Origin of the sequence: Dongia sp. (assembly GCF_041905885.1) — a bacterium.
In the GTDB taxonomy this organism is placed as follows: Bacteria; Pseudomonadota; Alphaproteobacteria; order Dongiales; family Dongiaceae; genus Dongia.
The window spans coordinates 315,052-332,397 of sequence record NZ_JAYRKD010000001.1 but is presented as its reverse complement, the minus strand read 5'-3'; the positions used below and the strand labels follow the sequence as shown (position 1 = coordinate 332,397).

General features: G+C 65.4%; 19 protein-coding genes. 4 read left to right on the top strand and 15 right to left on the bottom strand.

Translation table 11 applies throughout. The annotated features are described in order from the left end of the window. Window positions 1-246: 246 nt before the first annotated feature. The 9 genes from ACH2CY_RS01585 to ACH2CY_RS01545 all read right to left on the bottom strand — a co-directional run bounded on the left by ACH2CY_RS01585 (window position 247) and on the right by ACH2CY_RS01545 (window position 8,136). Window positions 247-1,932 carry a methyl-accepting chemotaxis protein gene (locus ACH2CY_RS01585; protein WP_395015187.1) on the bottom strand — a complete coding sequence of 562 codons (1,686 nt, stop codon included), beginning with the start codon at window positions 1,930-1,932 and terminating at the stop codon, window positions 247-249. A gap of 23 nt (window positions 1,933-1,955) precedes the next feature. Then, complete coding sequence (locus ACH2CY_RS01580) at window positions 1,956-2,726, bottom strand: hypothetical protein (RefSeq protein WP_395015185.1); 771 nt, start codon at window positions 2,724-2,726, stop codon at window positions 1,956-1,958. Between the two features lie 208 nt (window positions 2,727-2,934). Then, window positions 2,935-3,294, bottom strand: coding sequence for a hypothetical protein (locus ACH2CY_RS01575; RefSeq protein WP_395015183.1), 360 nt, complete (start codon window positions 3,292-3,294; stop codon window positions 2,935-2,937). A 20-nt stretch (window positions 3,295-3,314) separates the two neighbouring features. Continuing rightward, a complete protein-coding gene (locus ACH2CY_RS01570; protein ID WP_395015180.1) occupies window positions 3,315-3,680 on the bottom strand; it encodes a hypothetical protein in 366 nt (121 codons plus the stop codon). 82 nt (window positions 3,681-3,762) lie between these two features. Continuing rightward, window positions 3,763-4,491, bottom strand: coding sequence for a creatininase family protein (locus ACH2CY_RS01565; RefSeq protein ID WP_395015178.1), 729 nt, complete (start codon window positions 4,489-4,491; stop codon window positions 3,763-3,765). A gap of 80 nt (window positions 4,492-4,571) precedes the next feature. After that, window positions 4,572-5,573 carry a sterol desaturase family protein gene (locus tag ACH2CY_RS01560; protein ID WP_395015176.1) on the bottom strand — a complete coding sequence of 334 codons (1,002 nt, stop codon included), beginning with the start codon at window positions 5,571-5,573 and terminating at the stop codon, window positions 4,572-4,574. A gap of 95 nt (window positions 5,574-5,668) precedes the next feature. After that, window positions 5,669-6,400 (bottom strand): ArsR/SmtB family transcription factor, encoded by a 732-nt coding sequence (locus ACH2CY_RS01555; protein WP_395015173.1) that lies wholly within the window; start codon window positions 6,398-6,400, stop codon window positions 5,669-5,671. Window positions 6,401-6,471: 71 nt separating this feature from the next. After that, the gene (locus ACH2CY_RS01550) at window positions 6,472-7,251 is read right to left on the bottom strand and encodes an SDR family oxidoreductase (protein ID WP_395015172.1); all 780 of its coding nucleotides are present in this window, start codon (window positions 7,249-7,251) and stop codon (window positions 6,472-6,474) included. A gap of 24 nt (window positions 7,252-7,275) precedes the next feature. Next, window positions 7,276-8,136 carry a phytanoyl-CoA dioxygenase family protein gene (locus ACH2CY_RS01545; RefSeq protein WP_395015169.1) on the bottom strand — a complete coding sequence of 287 codons (861 nt, stop codon included), beginning with the start codon at window positions 8,134-8,136 and terminating at the stop codon, window positions 7,276-7,278. A gap of 104 nt (window positions 8,137-8,240) precedes the next feature. On the opposite strand from ACH2CY_RS01545, the gene ACH2CY_RS01540 reads away from it, so the two are divergent. From ACH2CY_RS01540 to ACH2CY_RS01530, 3 genes are all read left to right on the top strand, one after another. After that, window positions 8,241-9,254 carry a LacI family DNA-binding transcriptional regulator gene (locus ACH2CY_RS01540; protein ID WP_395015167.1) on the top strand — a complete coding sequence of 338 codons (1,014 nt, stop codon included), beginning with the start codon at window positions 8,241-8,243 and terminating at the stop codon, window positions 9,252-9,254. A gap of 92 nt (window positions 9,255-9,346) precedes the next feature. Continuing rightward, window positions 9,347-10,504: a DUF2652 domain-containing protein gene (locus ACH2CY_RS01535; protein WP_395015166.1), complete on the top strand. Its 1,158-nt coding sequence runs from the start codon at window positions 9,347-9,349 to the stop codon at window positions 10,502-10,504. An 85-nt stretch (window positions 10,505-10,589) separates the two neighbouring features. Further along, a complete protein-coding gene (locus tag ACH2CY_RS01530) occupies window positions 10,590-10,964 on the top strand; it encodes a hypothetical protein (protein ID WP_395015163.1) in 375 nt (124 codons plus the stop codon). 11 nt (window positions 10,965-10,975) lie between these two features. Here ACH2CY_RS01530 and ACH2CY_RS01525 read toward each other — a convergent pair whose 3' ends face one another. The 6 genes from ACH2CY_RS01525 to ACH2CY_RS01500 all read right to left on the bottom strand — a co-directional run bounded on the left by ACH2CY_RS01525 (window position 10,976) and on the right by ACH2CY_RS01500 (window position 16,581). Then, a complete protein-coding gene (locus ACH2CY_RS01525; protein WP_395015160.1) occupies window positions 10,976-11,962 on the bottom strand; it encodes an aldo/keto reductase in 987 nt (328 codons plus the stop codon). A 180-nt stretch (window positions 11,963-12,142) separates the two neighbouring features. After that, window positions 12,143-13,633, bottom strand: coding sequence for an Asp-tRNA(Asn)/Glu-tRNA(Gln) amidotransferase subunit GatB (gene gatB / locus ACH2CY_RS01520; RefSeq protein WP_395015157.1), 1,491 nt, complete (start codon window positions 13,631-13,633; stop codon window positions 12,143-12,145). Further along, complete coding sequence (gene gatA, locus ACH2CY_RS01515; RefSeq protein WP_395015154.1) at window positions 13,633-15,105, bottom strand: Asp-tRNA(Asn)/Glu-tRNA(Gln) amidotransferase subunit GatA; 1,473 nt, start codon at window positions 15,103-15,105, stop codon at window positions 13,633-13,635. Before gatA ends, gatB begins: the two co-directional genes overlap by 1 nt. Next, window positions 15,105-15,407 (bottom strand): Asp-tRNA(Asn)/Glu-tRNA(Gln) amidotransferase subunit GatC, encoded by a 303-nt coding sequence (gene gatC / locus ACH2CY_RS01510; protein ID WP_395015152.1) that lies wholly within the window; start codon window positions 15,405-15,407, stop codon window positions 15,105-15,107. Before gatC ends, gatA begins: the two co-directional genes overlap by 1 nt. Window positions 15,408-15,466: 59 nt before the next feature. Beyond that, window positions 15,467-16,114 carry a LysE family translocator gene (locus ACH2CY_RS01505; protein ID WP_395015150.1) on the bottom strand — a complete coding sequence of 216 codons (648 nt, stop codon included), beginning with the start codon at window positions 16,112-16,114 and terminating at the stop codon, window positions 15,467-15,469. After that, on the bottom strand, window positions 16,111-16,581 hold the full coding sequence (locus ACH2CY_RS01500; RefSeq protein WP_395015148.1) for an Lrp/AsnC family transcriptional regulator: 471 nt from the start codon (window positions 16,579-16,581) through the stop codon (window positions 16,111-16,113). Before ACH2CY_RS01500 ends, ACH2CY_RS01505 begins: the two co-directional genes overlap by 4 nt. Before the next feature lie 188 nt (window positions 16,582-16,769). Between ACH2CY_RS01500 and ACH2CY_RS01495 the strand changes: the two genes are divergently transcribed. Next, on the top strand, window positions 16,770-17,345 hold the full coding sequence (locus ACH2CY_RS01495; protein WP_395015146.1) for a hypothetical protein: 576 nt from the start codon (window positions 16,770-16,772) through the stop codon (window positions 17,343-17,345). Window position 17,346 lies beyond the last annotated feature (1 nt).

Here is a 17,346-nt window from a genome sequence, read left to right as displayed (position 1 = left end):
CACAAGGATCAGCGGGTTTGGTTTGCCGCTGATTCAGGGGGCGGTCAAGGGGTGGAGCCGCCGCGCGCCGGATCTTGGGCGCTCAGGCTGCACGCGCCCCCATCCCGCCCTTCCCCCTGAAGGGAGAAGGGGAAGATCGGTTCGGTGGCTCGGCGGAAAGCCCTCCCCTCTTCAGGGGGAGGGTTGGGTGGGGCGTGCAGCCGTGAAGAAGCCGGGTGTCGCTCGATCAGCGATCCAGCGCTCCGCTCAAACCGCGCGGACTTCGCTCAAGAAACTATCGATATAGGTCTTCAACCCCTCGGATTCGCCGAGCATCTGCTTGGCGGCTTCCATCACCGACTGGGCTGCGGCGCGGGTCTTGGCAACCTCGGTGCTGACCACCTCGATCGACTGGGTGACGCCCTTGGTGCCTTCGGAGGCCTGCTGGACGTTGCGGGAGATTTCCTGCGTCGCGGCATTCTGCTCCTCGACCGCGGCGGCAACCGCGGAGGAGATGTCGTTCATCTGCCGCACCTGGCCGCCGACCGCGGCGATGCTGTCGACCGTGCCTTTGGTGGTGGCCTGGATGCCACCGACCTGAGCGCCGATCTCCTCGGTCGCCTTGGCGGTCTGGTTGGCGAGGTTCTTCACCTCGCTGGCCACCACCGCGAAGCCCTTGCCCGCCTCGCCGGCGCGCGCGGCTTCGATCGTGGCGTTCAGCGCCAACAGGTTGGTCTGCTCGGCGATCTCGTTGATGAGACGCACCACCTCGCCGATCTTGGTGGAGGCTTCGCTGAGCTCCGTCACGTTCCTGGTGGTGAGCTCGATCGCGTTCACAGAAGTCTGCGCCAGATTGGCCTGGTTGGTGACCTGGCGGCTGATCTCGGAGATCGAAGCCGAAAGCTCTTCCGAAGCCGAAGCGACGGTCTCGACGCCGGCCTGCGCCTCTTGCGCGGCGGCGGCGACGGTCTGGGACTCGGCCGCCGAGACGTCGGCGGTCTTGGTGAGATCGACGGCGGTCCGCTCCATGCCGCGGGCGGCGTCGGCCAGGGTCTGCACCATCCCCTTCACCCGCTCGTCGAAAGCGCGGGTCAGGTTCATCATATGCTCGGCGCGTTGCTCGCGGTCGCGCTGCTCGGCCTCGCTCGCTTGGCGCAGCTCCTCGTTGCGCACCATGCTTTCCTTGAACACCAGCACGGTCTTCGCCATCTGGCCGACTTCGTCGCTGCGTCCGGTCACCGGCACCTCGGTCAGCAGGTTGCCCTGGGCCAGGCTCTGCATCGAGCCGTTGAGGTTGATGATCGGCCTGGCGACACCGCGCGAAAGCGCGATGCCGGAGAGGACGGCGATCACCAGGCTGATCGCGGCGCCGACGAGCGTCGCCAGCAGGGTCAGGCTGATGGCCGACTGTTGCTCGGCGAAGCGCTGGTCGGAGAGCGAGTTCTGATAGGCGTGGACCTGGCCGGAGAATTTCTGCAGCGCCTCGTTGAGGCGTGCGCCGACGCCGGTCAGCTCGATGGCGCGGGCCTCGTTGACGGTCGCGGGATGCTCCATCAGCGCCACCTGCCGGTCGGCGGTGTTGGTGCGCCAGTCGGCGATCGCGGTCTCGGCATCGCTCAACGCCTGGGTCAGGGTCGCATCGCCGGCGACCGCTTCCTTGGCCTTGGCGAGCGCGTCCTCGTAGCCGGCAATGCCGGCGAGATAGGCCTGTTTGTAGGTGGCGCTGCCGGTGATCAGCATCTCGCCGATCGCCCATTGCAGCGAGGTCACCCGCTCGGTGACATTCTGCAGCAGGACGCCGTCTTCGGCGGTCTGGCGCGATTGCTCGCTGGCGCTGCGAATGATGCGGTTCTGCAGGGAGCTGATCGCACCGACCGCGATGATCACCACAAGGATCGCGGCAAAGCAGACGCCGAGCTTGCCGGAGAGCTTCATGTTCTGGAACGCGTTCATGGCAGGGATTCTCCGTTCGGCGCTTAGAGCGACTGCGCCTGACGGCGCTCCAGCTCGGTCAGGTTCATTTCGATGGTCGCGGCGCCGATCGGCTTGCCGGATTGGGGATCGACCAGGGTGAAGTTCAGCTGGGCGCGCCAGGTCTTGTCATCGTCGTTGAACTCGGCCTCGTCGATGAAGACCGCGTCGGGACCGACCTGGAAGGTCTTCTGGAACTTGCCTTCGTCGCCCTGCCAGTAATCCGAGGTGACCGAGCTCTGGCCTACATTGAGACCCTTGTCGTCCATTACGAACATCTCGGTGTAAAGACCGGCCGACCTGGCCTGCAGATAGAGCAGGTAGGTGGAGAGCGGGCTCGAAAGCATCTCGGCGATCAGCGGCTGCTTCTCGGTCTTGGCCTCGGCCTTCCACTCGTTGTCGAGCGCGTCGATGCCGGCCTGGTCGATCTTGGCATGGGCGTCGTTGCTGGCGCCGATCGAGATCGTGGTGACCGGCTGGGCCAGCAGCTTCTTCACCGCGGCGACGACATCGGGGGTGATCAACTTGATCGGATCGGGCCCGACCGGCTTCGCAGCGGTCTCAGCCGCGGCGGGCGCCGCGGGAGCGGGCGCCGCTGCAGCCTCGACGGCCGGTGCGGGTTCCACAGCCGGGGTTGGCGGGGTCGGTGCCGCCGGGGCATCCTGCGCGAAAGCGGGCATCGCCCAGAGCAGCAAGGCCAGCGGTGCGAAGTACAAGCCGGCTTTGGTCATGCTGGTTTTGGCCAGGGGCCGCGACGCGGCCGAGCGGAAGTCCATGATAAGCCCCGATCCCTTTTCACAGTTCGCAGCCGCAGCGAAGACGGCAGTCCTGTATGAAGCTAGGGAGTGAAGCCTAAGAAGAGATTAAATTTTGACTGGATTAGCCGGAAGCTTGAAAAGAAACGGGATTATTTGATCCGATCGTACCCCAGACAAGGGATTTCCCCGACAAGGTCAGGAACCTGTTCCGGATCCGAATGGGGTATCAGCAGTCCTTATCTACAGCAAGCTGGGCGAGCTTCTTGTTCCGCTCCTGGTAGGTGCGGAGCTCGATGTTCTGCGCCTTGCCCTCGTCATAGGCGACCAGGACCGGCGGGAAGAAGAAGGCGTCGCCCGCCACCACGTCGGCATTGCCGGCTCGCACGTGGTTGCTCTCTCGCACCAGCCGCGCCATGTAGTACTGGTTGTCGTTCAGCTCCTTCAGGAGCGCGTGGCAGGACTTGTCGGCGTCGCCGGCCTGGTTGACCTGGACAGGCGCCGCCGGACGGCCGGCGCAGGCACCGAGCATCGCCGCGAGCGAGAGCACCGCCGCGCCGCCGAGAAGCCGTTTCGCACTGATCCGCATCGTTCTTCCCCGAACTGATTTCAGCAGCCGCGATCGGCGGCCATGCCGTCGAGATGCTTGTCCCGCTCCAGCAGCGCGTCGTTCTCGACTTGCTGCGGCGTCTTCGCCTTGCTGCTGACGCTGGTTTCCTCGATCGCCGCCACGCCCGGCGCCAGGAACGGAATGGTCCGCGCCATCAGATCGTTGTCGCGGGATTCCAGCGAGGCCTGCTCGATATTGCGGTCGCGCATGGCCTCGGCGATCCGGTCCTTCTCTTCGCGGATGTCCTGGCAGGTATAGTACTTGTCATAGACCCAGGCGACCGGCGTCGGATTGGGCTCGCGCCCGGCGCAGCCGGCCAGGAGCACCGTGGTGCCCAGGACGCAAAGTGTTAACGCAGCCCGCATCGCTTCCCCCGCTCGCGGATCGGTTGATGGGCCATTTTACGCAGGAAGCGCCCCGCCGACAATGGCGATTCTGTCCCTGGAATCAGGGAATTGCAGCAAGTTCCTGTCGGATTTGCCGAAGGGCCGCCTCGATTTTGAGCTCTAGAAGCTGCTTTCCCAGGGCCGGCGTGGCCTTGGCCGGGTCCCCGATGACCCCGTTTTTACTCCCATCCGCGTCGCCGGCGCTCGAGGAAAGCAGCGCGGTCCGCACCCCCGCCGGGTCGATCGCCATCAGCTGGGCGGTGTCGATCAGGGCGGCATGGACGCCGATCTCGGCGGCGCTGAAGCCCTGGGATTTCAGCCATTCCTCCTGGCCGTTCCGGGCGTAGTAGTCGCCGACCTGGAAGACGCGGATGCCCTTCGGCTGGAACTCGGCGTCGAGCCGCTCAGCCACCGCCGCCTGGGGGCGCTGGTTCGGCCCGGAATCGCCGAGGAAGAGGATCACCTTGAAGCCCTCGGCGGCGAAGCTGCGCACGGTGGATTCGAGCACGCCTTCATAGACGCCGTCCGGCAGGCTGATGCTGCCGGGAAAGCGCATATGGCCCTGCGGCGGATCCCAGCTCCCCTCCGGCACATAGGCGAGCACCGGCGCGACCAGCGTCTTGCCGAGCCGCCGCGCGATCTCCCCCGAGGTGTAGCGGATGATGACGTTGTGCTTGCCCAGGACCATATGCGGGCCGTTCTGCTCGGTGCCGCCGGTCGGCAGGATGATGGTGGTGGCGCCCGCCTCCATCCGCGCCTTGATCTCCGGCCAGGTGAGGTCCTCGATCATCACCGAATCCTCAGCGCGCGCCGACCCGACGAGCGCGGCGACAACAAGGCCGAGGAGGAGGAGAAGCCGGGTTGCCTGAATCACGCGGCCTTCGCGGGCTTGAACCAGCGGCGCGCGAGATTGGCGAAGGGGCGGAAATACATGGCCAGCACGCCGTGGAAATGCACGTGCTCGCCGGTGGTGAGGCCGAGCGCGTAATCCGCCTCGTCCTTCCCCGGCACGTAGAGCGTGCCGAACATCCGGTCCCAGAAGGAGAAGATGAAGCCCATGTTCATGTCCAGGTGCCGCGTCTCACGGCTGTGATGGACTTGATGCATCCAGGGGCTGACCAGAAGCTGACTGACGATCGAGCCGTAACCCAGCGGCACATGCGAATGCCGCAGGTTGAAGCCGACCACGTAGAAGGCGAACTGGATCGCGTTGATGCCGAGAATCTCGAAGCCCGGCCGGCCGCCGTTGGTGAGATAGCCGAACAACCCGAGCAGCAGCCCGGTGAAGATCGCCGTCACGTTCATGTTGAAGACGACTTCCAGCGGATGCATGCGATAGGCGGTGAGCGGCGTCATGACTTCCGCCGAATGATGCACCTTGTGGAATTCCCAGAGCAGCGGAAGCTTGTGGCAGAGGTAGTGCATGTAGAAGAGCAGGAAATCGACCAGCAGGATCTGGCTGACCATCGCCAGGCCCATGACCCAGGGCGAACCCGGATCCCAGGGGCTGGAAACCGGCCCCAACACGCGGGTCAGCAGCGCGTCGGTCATCCCGATCAAGGGCTCGACGTAGACCAAGGCGATCGGCGCCATCAGCACGAAGACGATGCGGTCCACCAGGAAGAACTTGTAATCGGCGATCGCGGATTTGTGCAGGTAGACCTGCTTCGGGAACAGGAAGGCGAACAGGCCGCGCGGCGTCGCGTCCGGCTTATGGCGGCGGAGATAGATGTAGACGCCCACCGCCAGGATCAGCGAGGTCGCGAGATAACCAATGAAGATCCGCTCGTTGAAATCGACCGGATAACGGAAGGGATCGCGCAGCGCGCGGATCCAGAAGCTGTCCCAGATTGTCTGCCAGATGCCGTCCAAGATGCCGCCTCTAAACGCCGGAAGCGTGAGTAGTATAGCTCAATCCAATAAGAACTGCGGCCTAAGGATGCGTTAACCTTCGGCCCAACTGCACACTATGCGGCGCGGCGCCGCAGTTCCGATGGTGGCAAGGCGATGCCGAGGCGGTCGCGGAAGCCGGCCTGCCCCTTGCGCGTCAGCGAGACGGCCCGGCTGTCCTTGACCCGCGCGACCCAGCCGAGCTCGAAGCAGCGGGCGCAGAAGGCGGCGCCGACCGCGCCCGCGACATGGGGTCGCCGCTCGGTCAGGTCGATGCAGATCTTGCAGAAGCAGCGACGCTGCCGGCCGATGGCGTCGAGGTCGATGCCGAAATCGGCGAAGAAGCCGCGGCCGCGCCGGGTGACCACACCGGCCTCGTCGTCGAGGACCAGATAGCGCCGTTCGACCAAAGCCTCGGCGATCGCGACGCCGAGTTCGCCGGCGAGGTGGTCGTAGCAGGTGCGGGCCTCGCGCATCGCGGTGTCGACATAGGACGGCAGGCGCCGGCGCGGCTGCGGCTGGTCGCCGGCCACCTGGTAGATCGTCTCCAGCATCGACGCGACCTTGGGCGAAGCGAGCTTGTAGTAGCGGTGCCGGCCGAGCGCCTGCACGGTGACCAAACTGGCGGCCTGCATACGAGCAAGGTGACCGCTGGCGGTCTGCGGCGTGACCCCGGCATGCCAGGCGAGATCGCTGGCCGAGAGCGACTGGCCGCCGAGCAGGGCGGTCAGCATGTTGGCGCGGGCCGGGTCGCCGACCAGGGCGGCGATCTCGGCCATCGAGGCGCCGGAGGGCATGGACTTGTTCATGGCTGAAAGATAGGCCCGCGGCTCTCACGAGTCACGCGCCGACGTTTCGGCGGAAGCCGAATTGTGCCGGTCTATTCCGGATAGCGGCCGGCGACGTTCTGGTCGTAGTCCACCAGCGCGCCGGTCATGACGCCGGATTCCGGGCTCAGCATATAGGCGACCAGGCCTGCCAGCTGGTCCGGCTTAACCAGCTGGCCCATTGGCTGCTGGGCCTCGACCTCCTTCAGCCAGCCGGGCTTGCGGTCATGGAAGGTCTGCTGGGTCTGGTCTTCCTGTGGCGTGTCCATCCAGCCGACGTTGATGCCGTTGCAGCGGATCCGCTTGGTCGCGTAGGCATTCGCGGTGTTACGGGTGAGATTGGCCAGCGCCGCTTTGGAGGCGGAGTACGGCGTCAGATAGGACTGCCCGACATAGATCACCATCGAGAGGATGTTGACGATGCTCCCCGGTTGGCCGGTCTCGATCAGATGCTTGACCACGCCCTGCATCGTGAGGAAGGGGCCGCGGGCGTTGGTGTTGAAATGCTTGTCCCAGGTCTCGAGGCTGGTATCGAGCAAGGTGCCGCGGCTGGTCTCGGCGGCGGAGTTGACCAGCGCGTTGACGCTGCCGAAGGTGTCGATCGCCGCCGCGATCAGCCGCTTCGCGTCCGCGGGATTGCCCATCTCCGCCTTCACGAACTCGCAGGGCGTGCCCAGGCCGGAGATCATCTTCGCGGCCGCCTCGCCTTTCTCGAAGTTGCGGCCGCTGATGACGATGCTCTTGGCGCCCTCGGCGGCCAGTCGCTTGGCGATGGCGAGCCCGAGGCCCTGCGTGCCGCCGGTGATGACGGCGCGGGTTTCCGAATTGCGCATGCTCCCCCCTGCTTCTTCTTGGTCTCAATACTTGTTCGAGTAGTAGCCTTCCTGGTTGCCGCCGGCGGCCTTGTCGAGGAGCTGCGGATAGGGATAGGCGAGGCCGACCAGCTGGCGCACGAAGTCGCCGCCCTTCTCGATCACTTCCTTGCGCACGCCGGAGAGCTGGTCCTCGAGCGGCTTCACGAATTTCGGCAGGTATTCGATCAGCAGGCCGGTGCGGTCCTTGTCGCTGTTGTTCGGCATCGCGCAATGCCAGCAGAGGCCGTAGAAGACCGCGACGTCGCCCGCCTTGCCCACCATGCGCTCGGTCTCCGGCGGCAGCTTGGCCGGTTCGTCGGGATAGCGCCCGAGCTTCTGGGTATGCGGCACGATCGCGGTGGCGCCGTTCTCCGCGGTGAAATCGTCGAGCAGGATGGTGGCCTGCATGTTCATTGGGAAGGAGGGGTTGATGTTGTGCGGGAAGCTCGAGCGCTTGTAGATGTCCCAGTAGGGGTAATCGACATGCAGTTCCTGGCCCGGGCCGCCGGGCAGCAAGCGGTTGGCGGCGATCGAGCCCAGGATGAACTCGTCGCCGAGGAAGGCCTTCACGATCGAGACGATCGGCTCGCGCTTCAGCATGGTGACGAAGATGTCGCCCTTGTTGAGCAGGTTCCAGACCCGGCGCTGCAGGTGCAGCTTGTCCTTGTTCTGTCCCTGGAAGTGGGTGACCTTGTCCACCCCGCGGTCGGATTCCTCCATGATGATCGCCCGCGCCTCGGCGATCTCCGCCGGCGTGAAGACCTGCGGCAGGGTGAAGTAGCCCTTGCCGTGCATCAGCTCGTCGATCCAGGCCTGGACCTGTTGCGCGCTCGGCACTGGGCCGTTGGCAGTCCCGCCGTCCATCTCGTCTCTCTCCCGCGAAGGCTTCTTATTCGCGTGGGAGTTTGACAGCCGCGGCGCATCAGGAATAGATCAAGGTCACATCAAAAAGCCATCAGCAGGCTTCCATGCCGCAGCGCTTCACGGTGAAGCAGATCGCCGCCCAGGCCGGGATCAGCACCGCGACGGTCGATCGCGTGCTGAACGCGCGGCCCGGCGTGCACGCGCAGACCCGGCTCCGGGTCGAGCACGCGATCTCGGAGCTGGAGCGGCGCGCCGCGGCCTCGCTGGCGATCGGCTGGAATCTCTATGTCGATGTCATCATGCATTCGCCGCGGCGCTTCACCAGCCTGGTCCAGGCAGCGGTCGAGCGGGCGATGGCGGATCTCGACCCGTTCCGGGTCTCGGCGCGGTTTCACCTGCACGAAGACATCGCACCGGCGAAACTGGTGAAGCTGATCGAGGCGCGGGCCGCCGACCGGCCGGGTGGCATCATCCTCAAGGCCTCGGATGAGCCGGAAATCGCCGAGGCGGTCAACCGCGTGACCATGAGCGGCGTACCGGTGGTGACCCTGGTGACGGATCTCCCGCGCTCGCAGCGCCTCGCCTATGTCGGCATGGACAACCGCGCGGCGGGACGCACCGCGGCCTTCCTGCTGGGGCGGCTGCTGGGCGAAAGGAAAGGTGCGGTCATCGCCCATCTCGGCAGCCACAATTTCCAGGGCGAGGAGGAACGCGAGATCGGCTTCCGCGCGCTGATGCGCGAGCGCTTCCCGAAGCTCCCGGTGGTCGAGGTCAGCGGCACCTTCGGCCTCGACCGCGAGACGCGGCGGCAGGTCGCGCAATGCCTGAAGGAGCGGCGCGACATCATCGCGGTCTACAGCATGGGCGGCGGCAACCGTGGCATCCTGCAGGCCTTCGACGATGCGGCGCGGCCGGTGCTCGCCTATATCGGCCATGACCTCGACGACGAGAACCGCGCCTTGCTGCAGCAAGGGCGGATCGATGCCATCATCGACCACGATCTCGTCGCCGACGCGCGCGACGCCTTGCGGGCGATCCTGTTCCATCATCGCCGGATCGAGAGCCACCATTCCAACCAGCCGAGCCGCGCCATGGTGGTGACGCCCTACAATCTCTGACGCACAGCCCGATGTGCGGCAACCGACACTCGAAATTCATCTTCCCCACGCCTCCGGAACGTGACACAACTTTCTTGGGGGAGGACCACGCCATGCTTGCGCAGCCAGAATCCGCCTGCTTTCTCATCGCCGACATATCCGGATACACCAGCTTTCTCGCCGGCGTTGAGCTTGACCACGCCCATGACATCATCGCCGACGTGATGGACACGGTGCTGAAGCGCCTGCGCCCGAAGTTCCGATTGGCGAAATTCGAGGGCGACGCGGCATTCGTCTACGCAGTCGGCGACAAGATCGACGGATCGATGGTGCAGGATGCGATCGAGGCCGCCTACTTCGCTTTCCGCCGCCGGCTGCGCGACATCAGCCAGTCGACCACCTGCACCTGCAAGGCCTGTGCGAAGATGAGGGACCTGGACCTGAAGTTCGTCGCGCATTACGGCCAGTTCATCAAGCACAAGATGGCCGGCCGCGAGGAACTCGCCGGCAGCGACGTCATCGTCGTCCATCGGCTGCTGAAGAACGGCGTCAATGAGCGGCTCGGCGGCCGTGCCTACGCCCTCTTCTCCGATGCCTGCATCCGCGCAATGGGAGTAGATCCCGCGGCGCAAGGCCTGATCGAGCATCGCGAGACGATCGACATCATCGGTGAGACGGTTTGCTGGGTTCGCGACCTCGAAGCCGCGTGGACCGAAGAGGACGCGCGCCCGCGCAACGAGGTGACGCGGGAAAAATCCGCTTTCGTCCTGGAATTCGATTTCGCCTTCCCACGGCCGCTGGTATGGGAATACTTCACGATGCCCGATCTGCGTCCGAAATGGCGCGCCGCCAACGAGGTGCGCGAGGCGACCGCCGGAGACAAGCGCGGTCGCCGCGGCGTCGGCACCGTCAATCACTGCATGCACGGCGCCGCCGCCATCATCGAGGAGATCCTCGACTGGCGACCGTTCGACACCATCACCCTGACCACACTCGTCCCCATGCCCGACGCGCCGAAGATCCTGATGGGCTACGCCTTCATCGAGCAGGACGGCGGAACGCATGTCGAGATCCGGATCGCCAAGCCGAAGCCGAAGGACCAGGCGTTTCTCGACAAGGTGGTGGCCAACTTCAAGGAGCACATCACCCACGAGGTCGAAGTGCTGCACGGTATTCTCGCGGAGCGCCTGGGAGCACCTTCGCCGCTCGAAGAGCCGGTCATCTCGACCTCTGCCGGACGTTTCCTGAGCCAGCCGGTCGCGGCGTCCTGATCTGCATCTCGGTCGGCGGAGTCGGATTGACTCGCCTGCATGAAACTGAGAACGTATCAGGAACATCAGAACGAGGAGAGACGCGATGAACGGTGTCTTCCTGGCCGGCGCATCCGGCATCGAATATTTCTACACCCCCTACCCCTTCGCCGAGACCGGCTGGCATGCCGACCCGGCTAACTATGCCTTCGGGTATGTGGATGAGAGCGGGGCCTGGCAGCTCGTCTATCTCGGCGAGACCGCCAACCTGCTCTCGCGGATGCGGGCCCATGCGCAATGGCAGGCCGCGCAGCGCCTCGGCTGCACGCATGTGCTGGTCAACCTCAATGCCGATGGTGTCCGCGTGCGCCGGGTGCAGGAGCGCGACCTCGTTGCGCGCTACCGGCCAGTGCTGAACACGCAGCTGCTGCGCGAGCCGAAGCCGCGGGTGCGGCGCATGGGGTATTACCCGGGCGGGTAACGCGCGGAAGGCTAGCGGTCGATCTGCTTCTGCATCGCCTCGGCGTAGCGGTTGCCCTGCACCGGGATCGCGGCGAACGCCCGGTCGATCTGGTCGAGGTCCGCGGCCGACAGCGAGACGGCGGCGGCCCCGATATTCTCCTCCAGCCGGTGCGACTTGGTGGTGCCGGGGATCGGCACGATCCAGGGCTTGCGCGCCAGGATCCAGGCGAGGGCGATCTGCGCCGGCGTGACGCCCTTCGACCGCGCCAGCTCGGCGACCTTGTCGGCGATGCCCTGGTTCGCCTTGCGCGCCTCGGCGGAGAAGCGCGGCAGGGTGTTGCGGAAGTCACCCTCGGTGAAGGCAGTGTTGGCATCGACCGAGCCCACCAGGAAGCCGCGTCCGAGCGGGCTGAACGGCACGAAGCCGATGCCGAGTTCCTCAAGAGTGGGGAAGACGGACTCCTCCGGCTCGCGCCACCAGAGGGAATATTCGCTCTGCAGCGCCGAGACCGGCTGCACGGCATGGGCGCGGCGAATGGTCTTGGCGCCGGCCTCGGAGAGGCCGAAATGCCTGACCTTGCCGGCGGCGATCAGGTCCTTCACCGCCCCGGCCACGTCCTCGATCGGCACGTTGGGATCGACGCGGTGCTGGTAGAGGAGATCGATGACGTCGGTCCGCAGGCGCTTCAGTGAGGCCTCGACCACCGCGCGGATATGTTCGGGGCGGCTGTTCAGGCCCTGGCCTTTCCCGGTCTTGGGATCGGGGTTGAAGCCGAACTTGGTCGCAATCTTGACCTGGCCGCGGACCGGCGCCAGGGCCTCGCCGACCAGCTCCTCATTGGTGAAGGGGCCGTAGATCTCCGCCGTGTCGAACAGGGTCACGCCGCGATCGACCGCGGTGCGCAGGAAGGCGATGCCCGCGCTCTTTTCCACGGCGGGGCCATAGGCGTGCGAGAGGCCCATGCAGCCGAGACCGATGGTGGAGACTTCGAGGGTACCGAGTTTGCGCTTTTGCATGATGGGCTCCGTTGTTCTGCTGGAGGGGTCTCACGCAGCTTCAAGGCCCTCAGCCCAGCCCTCTCCCTACGGGAGAGGGAGATATCTCGAAGGCTGGTGCAACAGCGTCCCCTCGCCCGTAGGGAGAGGGACAGGGGGAGGGCTTGCCGTAGCTTGAGGCGTATCAGGCCACGCACCGCCCTACCCGTTCAATTTCGCCTTCAGGCGTTCGTTGAGCATCGCCGGGTTGGCCTTGCCGCCGGTCGCCTTCATCACCTGGCCGACGAAGAAGCCGAACAGCTTGTCTTTTCCCGAACGGTATTCGGCGACCTTGTCGGCATTCTTGGCCATGATCTCGTCGATCGAGGCGTCGATCGCGCCGGTATCGGTGACCTGACGCAGGCCCTTCTCTTCGACGATTGCCGCGGGCGCCTTGCCGCTTTCGAACATCTCGACGAAGACGTCCTTGGCGATGCGGCCCGAGATGGTGTTGTCCTGGATGAGGCCGACCAGCTCGCCCAGATGCTGGGCCGAGATCTTGCTCTCGGTGATCGCCTTGCCGGACTTGTTGAGGACGCCGAACAGCTCCGAGATCACCCAGTTGGCGGTGAGCTTGGCGTCGCGGCCCCCATTCGGTCCACTGGCGACCGCCTGTTCGTAATAATCGGCGGTTTCCTTTTCCGCGACCAGCACGCCGGCGTCGTAATCCGACAGGCCGAAATCCTTGGCGAAGCGGGCGCGCTTCGGATCGGGCAATTCCGGCAGATGCTGCTTCAGCGATTCGACCCAGGCGGCGTCGAGCTTCAGCGGCAGCAGGTCCGGATCCGGGAAGTAACGGTAGTCATGCGCATGCTCCTTGGAGCGCATCGAGCGCGTGACGCCCTTGTTGGTGTCCCAGAGGCGGGTCTCCTGCTTGATCGTGCCGCCTTCCTCGATCACTTCGATCTGGCGGCGCGCCTCGTATTCGATCGCCGCCGCGACGAAGCGGATCGAGTTCACGTTCTTGATCTCGCAGCGGGTGCCGAGCTCGCCGCCGGGCTTGCGGACCGAGACGTTGACGTCGCAGCGCATGGAGCCTTCGTCCATGTTGCCGTCGCAGGTGCCGAGATAGCGCAGGATTGAGCGCAGCTTCCGCAAATAGGCGGCCGCCTCTTCCGAGTTGCGCATGTCGGGCTCGGAGACGATCTCCATCAGCGCGACGCCGGCGCGGTTGAGATCGACGTAAGTCTTGGTCGGGTGCTGGTCGTGCAAGCTCTTGCCCGCATCCTGCTCGAGATGCAGCCGCGTGATGCCGACTTCGCGCCGCCGGCCTTCCGGCAGATCGAGGATGATGGTGCCCTCGCCGACGATCGGCTGGGTGTACTGGCTGATCTGATAGCCGGCCGGGAGATCGGCGTAGAAATAGTTCTTCCGGTCGAACACCGATTTCAAGTTGATCTTCGCGTTGAGACCGAGGCCGGTCTTCACCGCCTGCTCGATGCAGACCTCGTTGATGACCGGCAGCATGCCGGGAAAGCCGGCATCGACCAGGCTCACCTGGGTGTTGGGCTCGGCGCCGAACGCAGTGGCCGCGCCGGAGAACAGCTTCGACTTCGAGATCACCTGGGCGTGAACCTCGAGGCCGAGGATGACCTCCCACTTGCCGGTCTTGCCTTCGATCAGGTTCTTCTCATCGACAGGGATGTCTCTCATTAGAAGCCCTCCGGCTTCGCGGTGAAGTTCGCGGCGCGCTCGATGGCGCGGCCGGCGCGCAGCACCGTGTCTTCGTCAAAGGCGCGGCCGATCAGCTGCAGGCCGAGCGGCAGGCCGCGGTTGTCCAGGCCGGCCGGCACCGAGATGCCGGGGAGCCCGGCGAGGTTCACGGTCACGGTGAAGACGTCGTTCAGATACATCGCCACCGGATCGTCGAACTTCTCCTCGAGGCCGAAGGCGGCGCTGGGCGTCGACGGCGTCAGGACCACGTCCACGTCCTTGAAGGCATCGGTGAAGTCCTTGAGGATCAGCGCGCGGATGCGCTGGGCGCGAAGGTAATAGGCGTCGTAGTAGCCGGCCGAGAGCACGTAGGTGCCGATCATGACGCGGCGGCGCACTTCCTTGCCGAAGCCGGCCGCGCGCGTCAGCTCGTACATGTCATCCAGGCTCTCGCCCGGCACGCGCAGACCGAAGCGTACGCCGTCATAGCGCGCGAGATTGGACGAAGCCTCGGCCGGGGCGATGATGTAATAGACCGGCAGCGCGTATTTGGTATGCGGGAGGGTGATCTCCTTGATCTCGGCGCCCTCAGCCTTCAGCCAGGCGACGCCCTGGTCCCAGAGCTTGGCGATCTCCGGCGAGAGACCGTCGAGGCGATATTCCTTCGGCACGCCGACGCGAAGACCCTTCACGCCGCCTTCGACCGCCTTGCGGAAGTCGGGCAGCGGCACATCGACCGAGGTCGAATCCTTCGGGTCATGGCCGGCCATGGCGCCCAGCATGATCGCGGTGTCCTCGACGCTGCGGCACATCGGGCCGGCCTGGTCGAGCGACGACGCAAACGCAACGATGCCCCAGCGCGAGCAGCGGCCGTAGGTCGGCTTCAGCCCGACGATGCCGGTGAAGGCGGCCGGCTGGCGGATCGAGCCGCCGGTATCGGTGCCGGTCGCGGCCAAGGCCATGCGCGCGGAGACCGCCGTGGCCGAGCCGCCGGAAGAGCCGCCCGGCACGAGGCGGGTGTTGTCGCCCTTGCGGCGCCATGGGTTGGCGACCGGGCCGTGATAGGAGGTGCCGTTGCTGGAGCCCATGGCGAACTCGTCCATGTTCACCTTGCCCAGCATCACCGCGCCCTGTTTCCAGAGGTTGGCGGAGACGGTCGATTCATAGGTCGGGTGGAAGCCGTCCAGGATGTGCGAGCCGGCGGTGGTCAGGACACCTTCGGTGCAGAAGAGATCCTTGATCGCCAGCGGAATGCCTTCCATCGACCCCAGCGGCTGCCCGCTGGCGCGCCGGACGTCGGAGGCCATCGCCATGGCCAGGGCGCGCTCCTTGGTCTCGGTGATGAAGGCGTTGAGGTCGCGGTGCTGCTCCATCTGCGCGAGGCAGGCCATGGTGAGCTCGAAGGAGGTGAACTCCTTCTTGGCCAGGCCCTCGAGCGCGCCGGCGATGGTGAGGTGGTTGAGCTCGGTCATTATTCGACCACCTTCGGCACGACGAAGAAGCCCCCATTGGACCCCACGCGCGTCGCGTCGGGCGCATTCTTCAGCACCTTGTCGGGATCGCCGCCGTCGTTGATCACATCCGGGCGGCGCGGCAGGTCGCGGCTCTGCACCCCGGCCATCGGCTCGACGCCGGTCACGTCGACCTCATTCAGTTGCTCGATCCAGGTCATGATGCCGTTCAATTCGTTGACGAGACCGGGCAGCTCGGCGTCCTCGACGCGGATGCGCGCCAAGGTCGCGATATGCTTCACCTGCTTCTGGTCGAGGGACATGGCTGAAAGCTCTAATTTCTAAAGGAAAATCGCGGAAAATCGGGCCGGAAAATCGCAGATCAAGCCGGCCATTGCAAGAGCAGATGGCCGAGCGTGTAGACCCCGAAGGCCACCAGCAGGGCGCCCGCCGCCCAGTTCATCCAGGTCAGGGCCTGCACGGAGATCTTGTGCCGGATGACGCCCACCCCCTGGCTGAGGAACAGCCACCAGGCGGCCGAGCCCAGCAGGACGCCCAGCACGATGATCGGGACCGCCGACATGCTGGCAGCACCCGCGCCGGGCACGCCGGCGAAGATCGCCATGAAAGTGAGGATGGTGGCGGGATTGGCGAGCGTCAGCACCAGGGTCTTCACGAAATCCGCCCAGAGGCTGATCGGGATCTCGTCGGTGCCGTTCTGGACATTGGGCTTGGTCAGCCAGAGATGGATGCCGAAGCCGATCACGAAGATGCCGCCGCCGAGTTCCAGCCAGAAGCGCTGGGCCTCGATATAGCCGCTGATCGCCGTCACGCCGAGCACTCCGATCGCGCCGTAGATCGCATCGGCCACGGCAGCGCCCAAGCCCGCGGCGAAACCGGCGATCCGGCCGCGTTCCAGGGTGGTGCGGATGCAGAGCATCCCGATCGGGCCGACCGGGGCGGCGACGGCGAAGCCGATGCCGGCGCCCTTCACGAGCATCCAGATATTCGCAAGCAGGTGTTCGATCATTGGCCGCTGCTGGGGACCATGGTGTCGATCTCGCGGGTCTCCTTGGCGGAGGAGAGCGCGATGATGGAATGGGTGCGCTGAATGCCGCCGATCGATTTAACCTGCTCCGAGAGGAATCGCTCCAGATGACCGGTGCCGGTCAGGCGCAGCTTCAGCAGATAGGAGTAGTCACCGGCGACATGGTGGCATTCGAGCACTTCGGGCCGCTCCCGCATCCGCTTCAGGAACTCGGGCTCCTGCTTCAGGTCGCCGAGCTCGATCAGGATGAAGACCAGGAACTCGCGGCCCAGCATCGCCGGCGAGACCTCGGCGGTGATCCGCAGCAGGATACCCTTGGCCTTGAGGCGCTTCAGCCGGTCGTTGACGGCCGAGGCCGAGAGCCCGACATTCGAACCGAGCTCGGCGTAAGAGACCTGACCGTCTCGCTGCAGGATCTGCAGCAGCACGCGATCGATATCGTCCAGCATTCCCTCTCCGCGCCCTCTGTCGGCCGAACAATAGCGGCAAATGCCGGGCTGTCATCGAATAAATTGCGGTGTTGCAACAGGTTGTCGCATCCGATCGATATTGCCGGTGGGCGAATGCGGATTTTTCGCGGCAGGCCATCGCGCGGCTTGACCCGGATCATCGCCGGGTCAATAGATTCAAGGAGATAATGATTCAGTTCTGGCCCCAGGAGCAGACCCGGGTGACGTTCTCTTCAGGCTTGGTTCGATCGGCCGCCTTCGCGGTGGCCTTGGCGATTGGCCTGCAAGTGCTGGCCCCGGTTCTGGCTTTCGCGGACGGCGATTTCGGCCCGGAAGGGGCGCCACCCCCGGCCGCCGCGCCCAACGCCCTGCCCGGCGACCTCGCCACCGACGCAGTCGAGGTGACCGATCCCGACGCTATCCGGGCGAAGCTGGACGAGCTCACCATCTACGGCCGCTACTACGACGGCGAGAACTGGATCGAATACCACCTGGCCGACGGGCGCACCGCCTATTGGGAGAAGGGCTGCACCTATCCCGGCAAGTGGTGGGTGCAGGACGGCGAGGTCTGCTACGCCTATGCCAATTATCGCAACGGCGCGCCGAACTGCTTCATCCTGTTCGTGCGGCCGGACGGCAGTGTGCAGTTCGTGGCGATCTCCGATGACGGCTCCACCTACCTCGCCTCGTTCAGCCTGAAGGTCGAGCATGGCAACACCGCCAACCTGGCGATCGGCGAGAAGAGTCCCTGCGTCGGAGTCTGAT

Excerpts from the sequence above, each read along its gene's own strand:
- ACH2CY_RS01585 (WP_395015187.1), bottom strand. The coding sequence starts at position 1,932 with ATGAACGCGTTCCAGAACATGAAGCTCTCCGGCAAGCTCGGCGTCTGC.
- ACH2CY_RS01580 (WP_395015185.1), bottom strand. The coding sequence starts at position 2,726 with ATGGACTTCCGCTCGGCCGCGTCGCGGCCCCTGGCCAAAACCAGCATG.
- ACH2CY_RS01575 (WP_395015183.1), bottom strand. The coding sequence starts at position 3,294 with ATGCGGATCAGTGCGAAACGGCTTCTCGGCGGCGCGGCGGTGCTCTCG.
- ACH2CY_RS01570 (WP_395015180.1), bottom strand. The coding sequence starts at position 3,680 with ATGCGGGCTGCGTTAACACTTTGCGTCCTGGGCACCACGGTGCTCCTG.
- ACH2CY_RS01565 (WP_395015178.1), bottom strand. The coding sequence starts at position 4,491 with ATGATCGAGGACCTCACCTGGCCGGAGATCAAGGCGCGGATGGAGGCG.
- ACH2CY_RS01555 (WP_395015173.1), bottom strand. The coding sequence starts at position 6,400 with ATGAACAAGTCCATGCCCTCCGGCGCCTCGATGGCCGAGATCGCCGCC.
- ACH2CY_RS01550 (WP_395015172.1), bottom strand. The coding sequence starts at position 7,251 with ATGCGCAATTCGGAAACCCGCGCCGTCATCACCGGCGGCACGCAGGGC.
- ACH2CY_RS01545 (WP_395015169.1), bottom strand. The coding sequence starts at position 8,136 with ATGGACGGCGGGACTGCCAACGGCCCAGTGCCGAGCGCGCAACAGGTC.
- ACH2CY_RS01540 (WP_395015167.1), top strand. The coding sequence starts at position 8,241 with ATGCCGCAGCGCTTCACGGTGAAGCAGATCGCCGCCCAGGCCGGGATC.
- ACH2CY_RS01535 (WP_395015166.1), top strand. The coding sequence starts at position 9,347 with ATGCTTGCGCAGCCAGAATCCGCCTGCTTTCTCATCGCCGACATATCC.
- ACH2CY_RS01530 (WP_395015163.1), top strand. The coding sequence starts at position 10,590 with ATGAACGGTGTCTTCCTGGCCGGCGCATCCGGCATCGAATATTTCTAC.
- ACH2CY_RS01525 (WP_395015160.1), bottom strand. The coding sequence starts at position 11,962 with ATGCAAAAGCGCAAACTCGGTACCCTCGAAGTCTCCACCATCGGTCTC.
- gatB (WP_395015157.1), bottom strand. The coding sequence starts at position 13,633 with ATGAGAGACATCCCTGTCGATGAGAAGAACCTGATCGAAGGCAAGACC.
- gatA (WP_395015154.1), bottom strand. The coding sequence starts at position 15,105 with ATGACCGAGCTCAACCACCTCACCATCGCCGGCGCGCTCGAGGGCCTG.
- gatC (WP_395015152.1), bottom strand. The coding sequence starts at position 15,407 with ATGTCCCTCGACCAGAAGCAGGTGAAGCATATCGCGACCTTGGCGCGC.
- ACH2CY_RS01505 (WP_395015150.1), bottom strand. The coding sequence starts at position 16,114 with ATGATCGAACACCTGCTTGCGAATATCTGGATGCTCGTGAAGGGCGCC.
- ACH2CY_RS01500 (WP_395015148.1), bottom strand. The coding sequence starts at position 16,581 with ATGCTGGACGATATCGATCGCGTGCTGCTGCAGATCCTGCAGCGAGAC.
- ACH2CY_RS01495 (WP_395015146.1), top strand. The coding sequence starts at position 16,770 with ATGATTCAGTTCTGGCCCCAGGAGCAGACCCGGGTGACGTTCTCTTCA.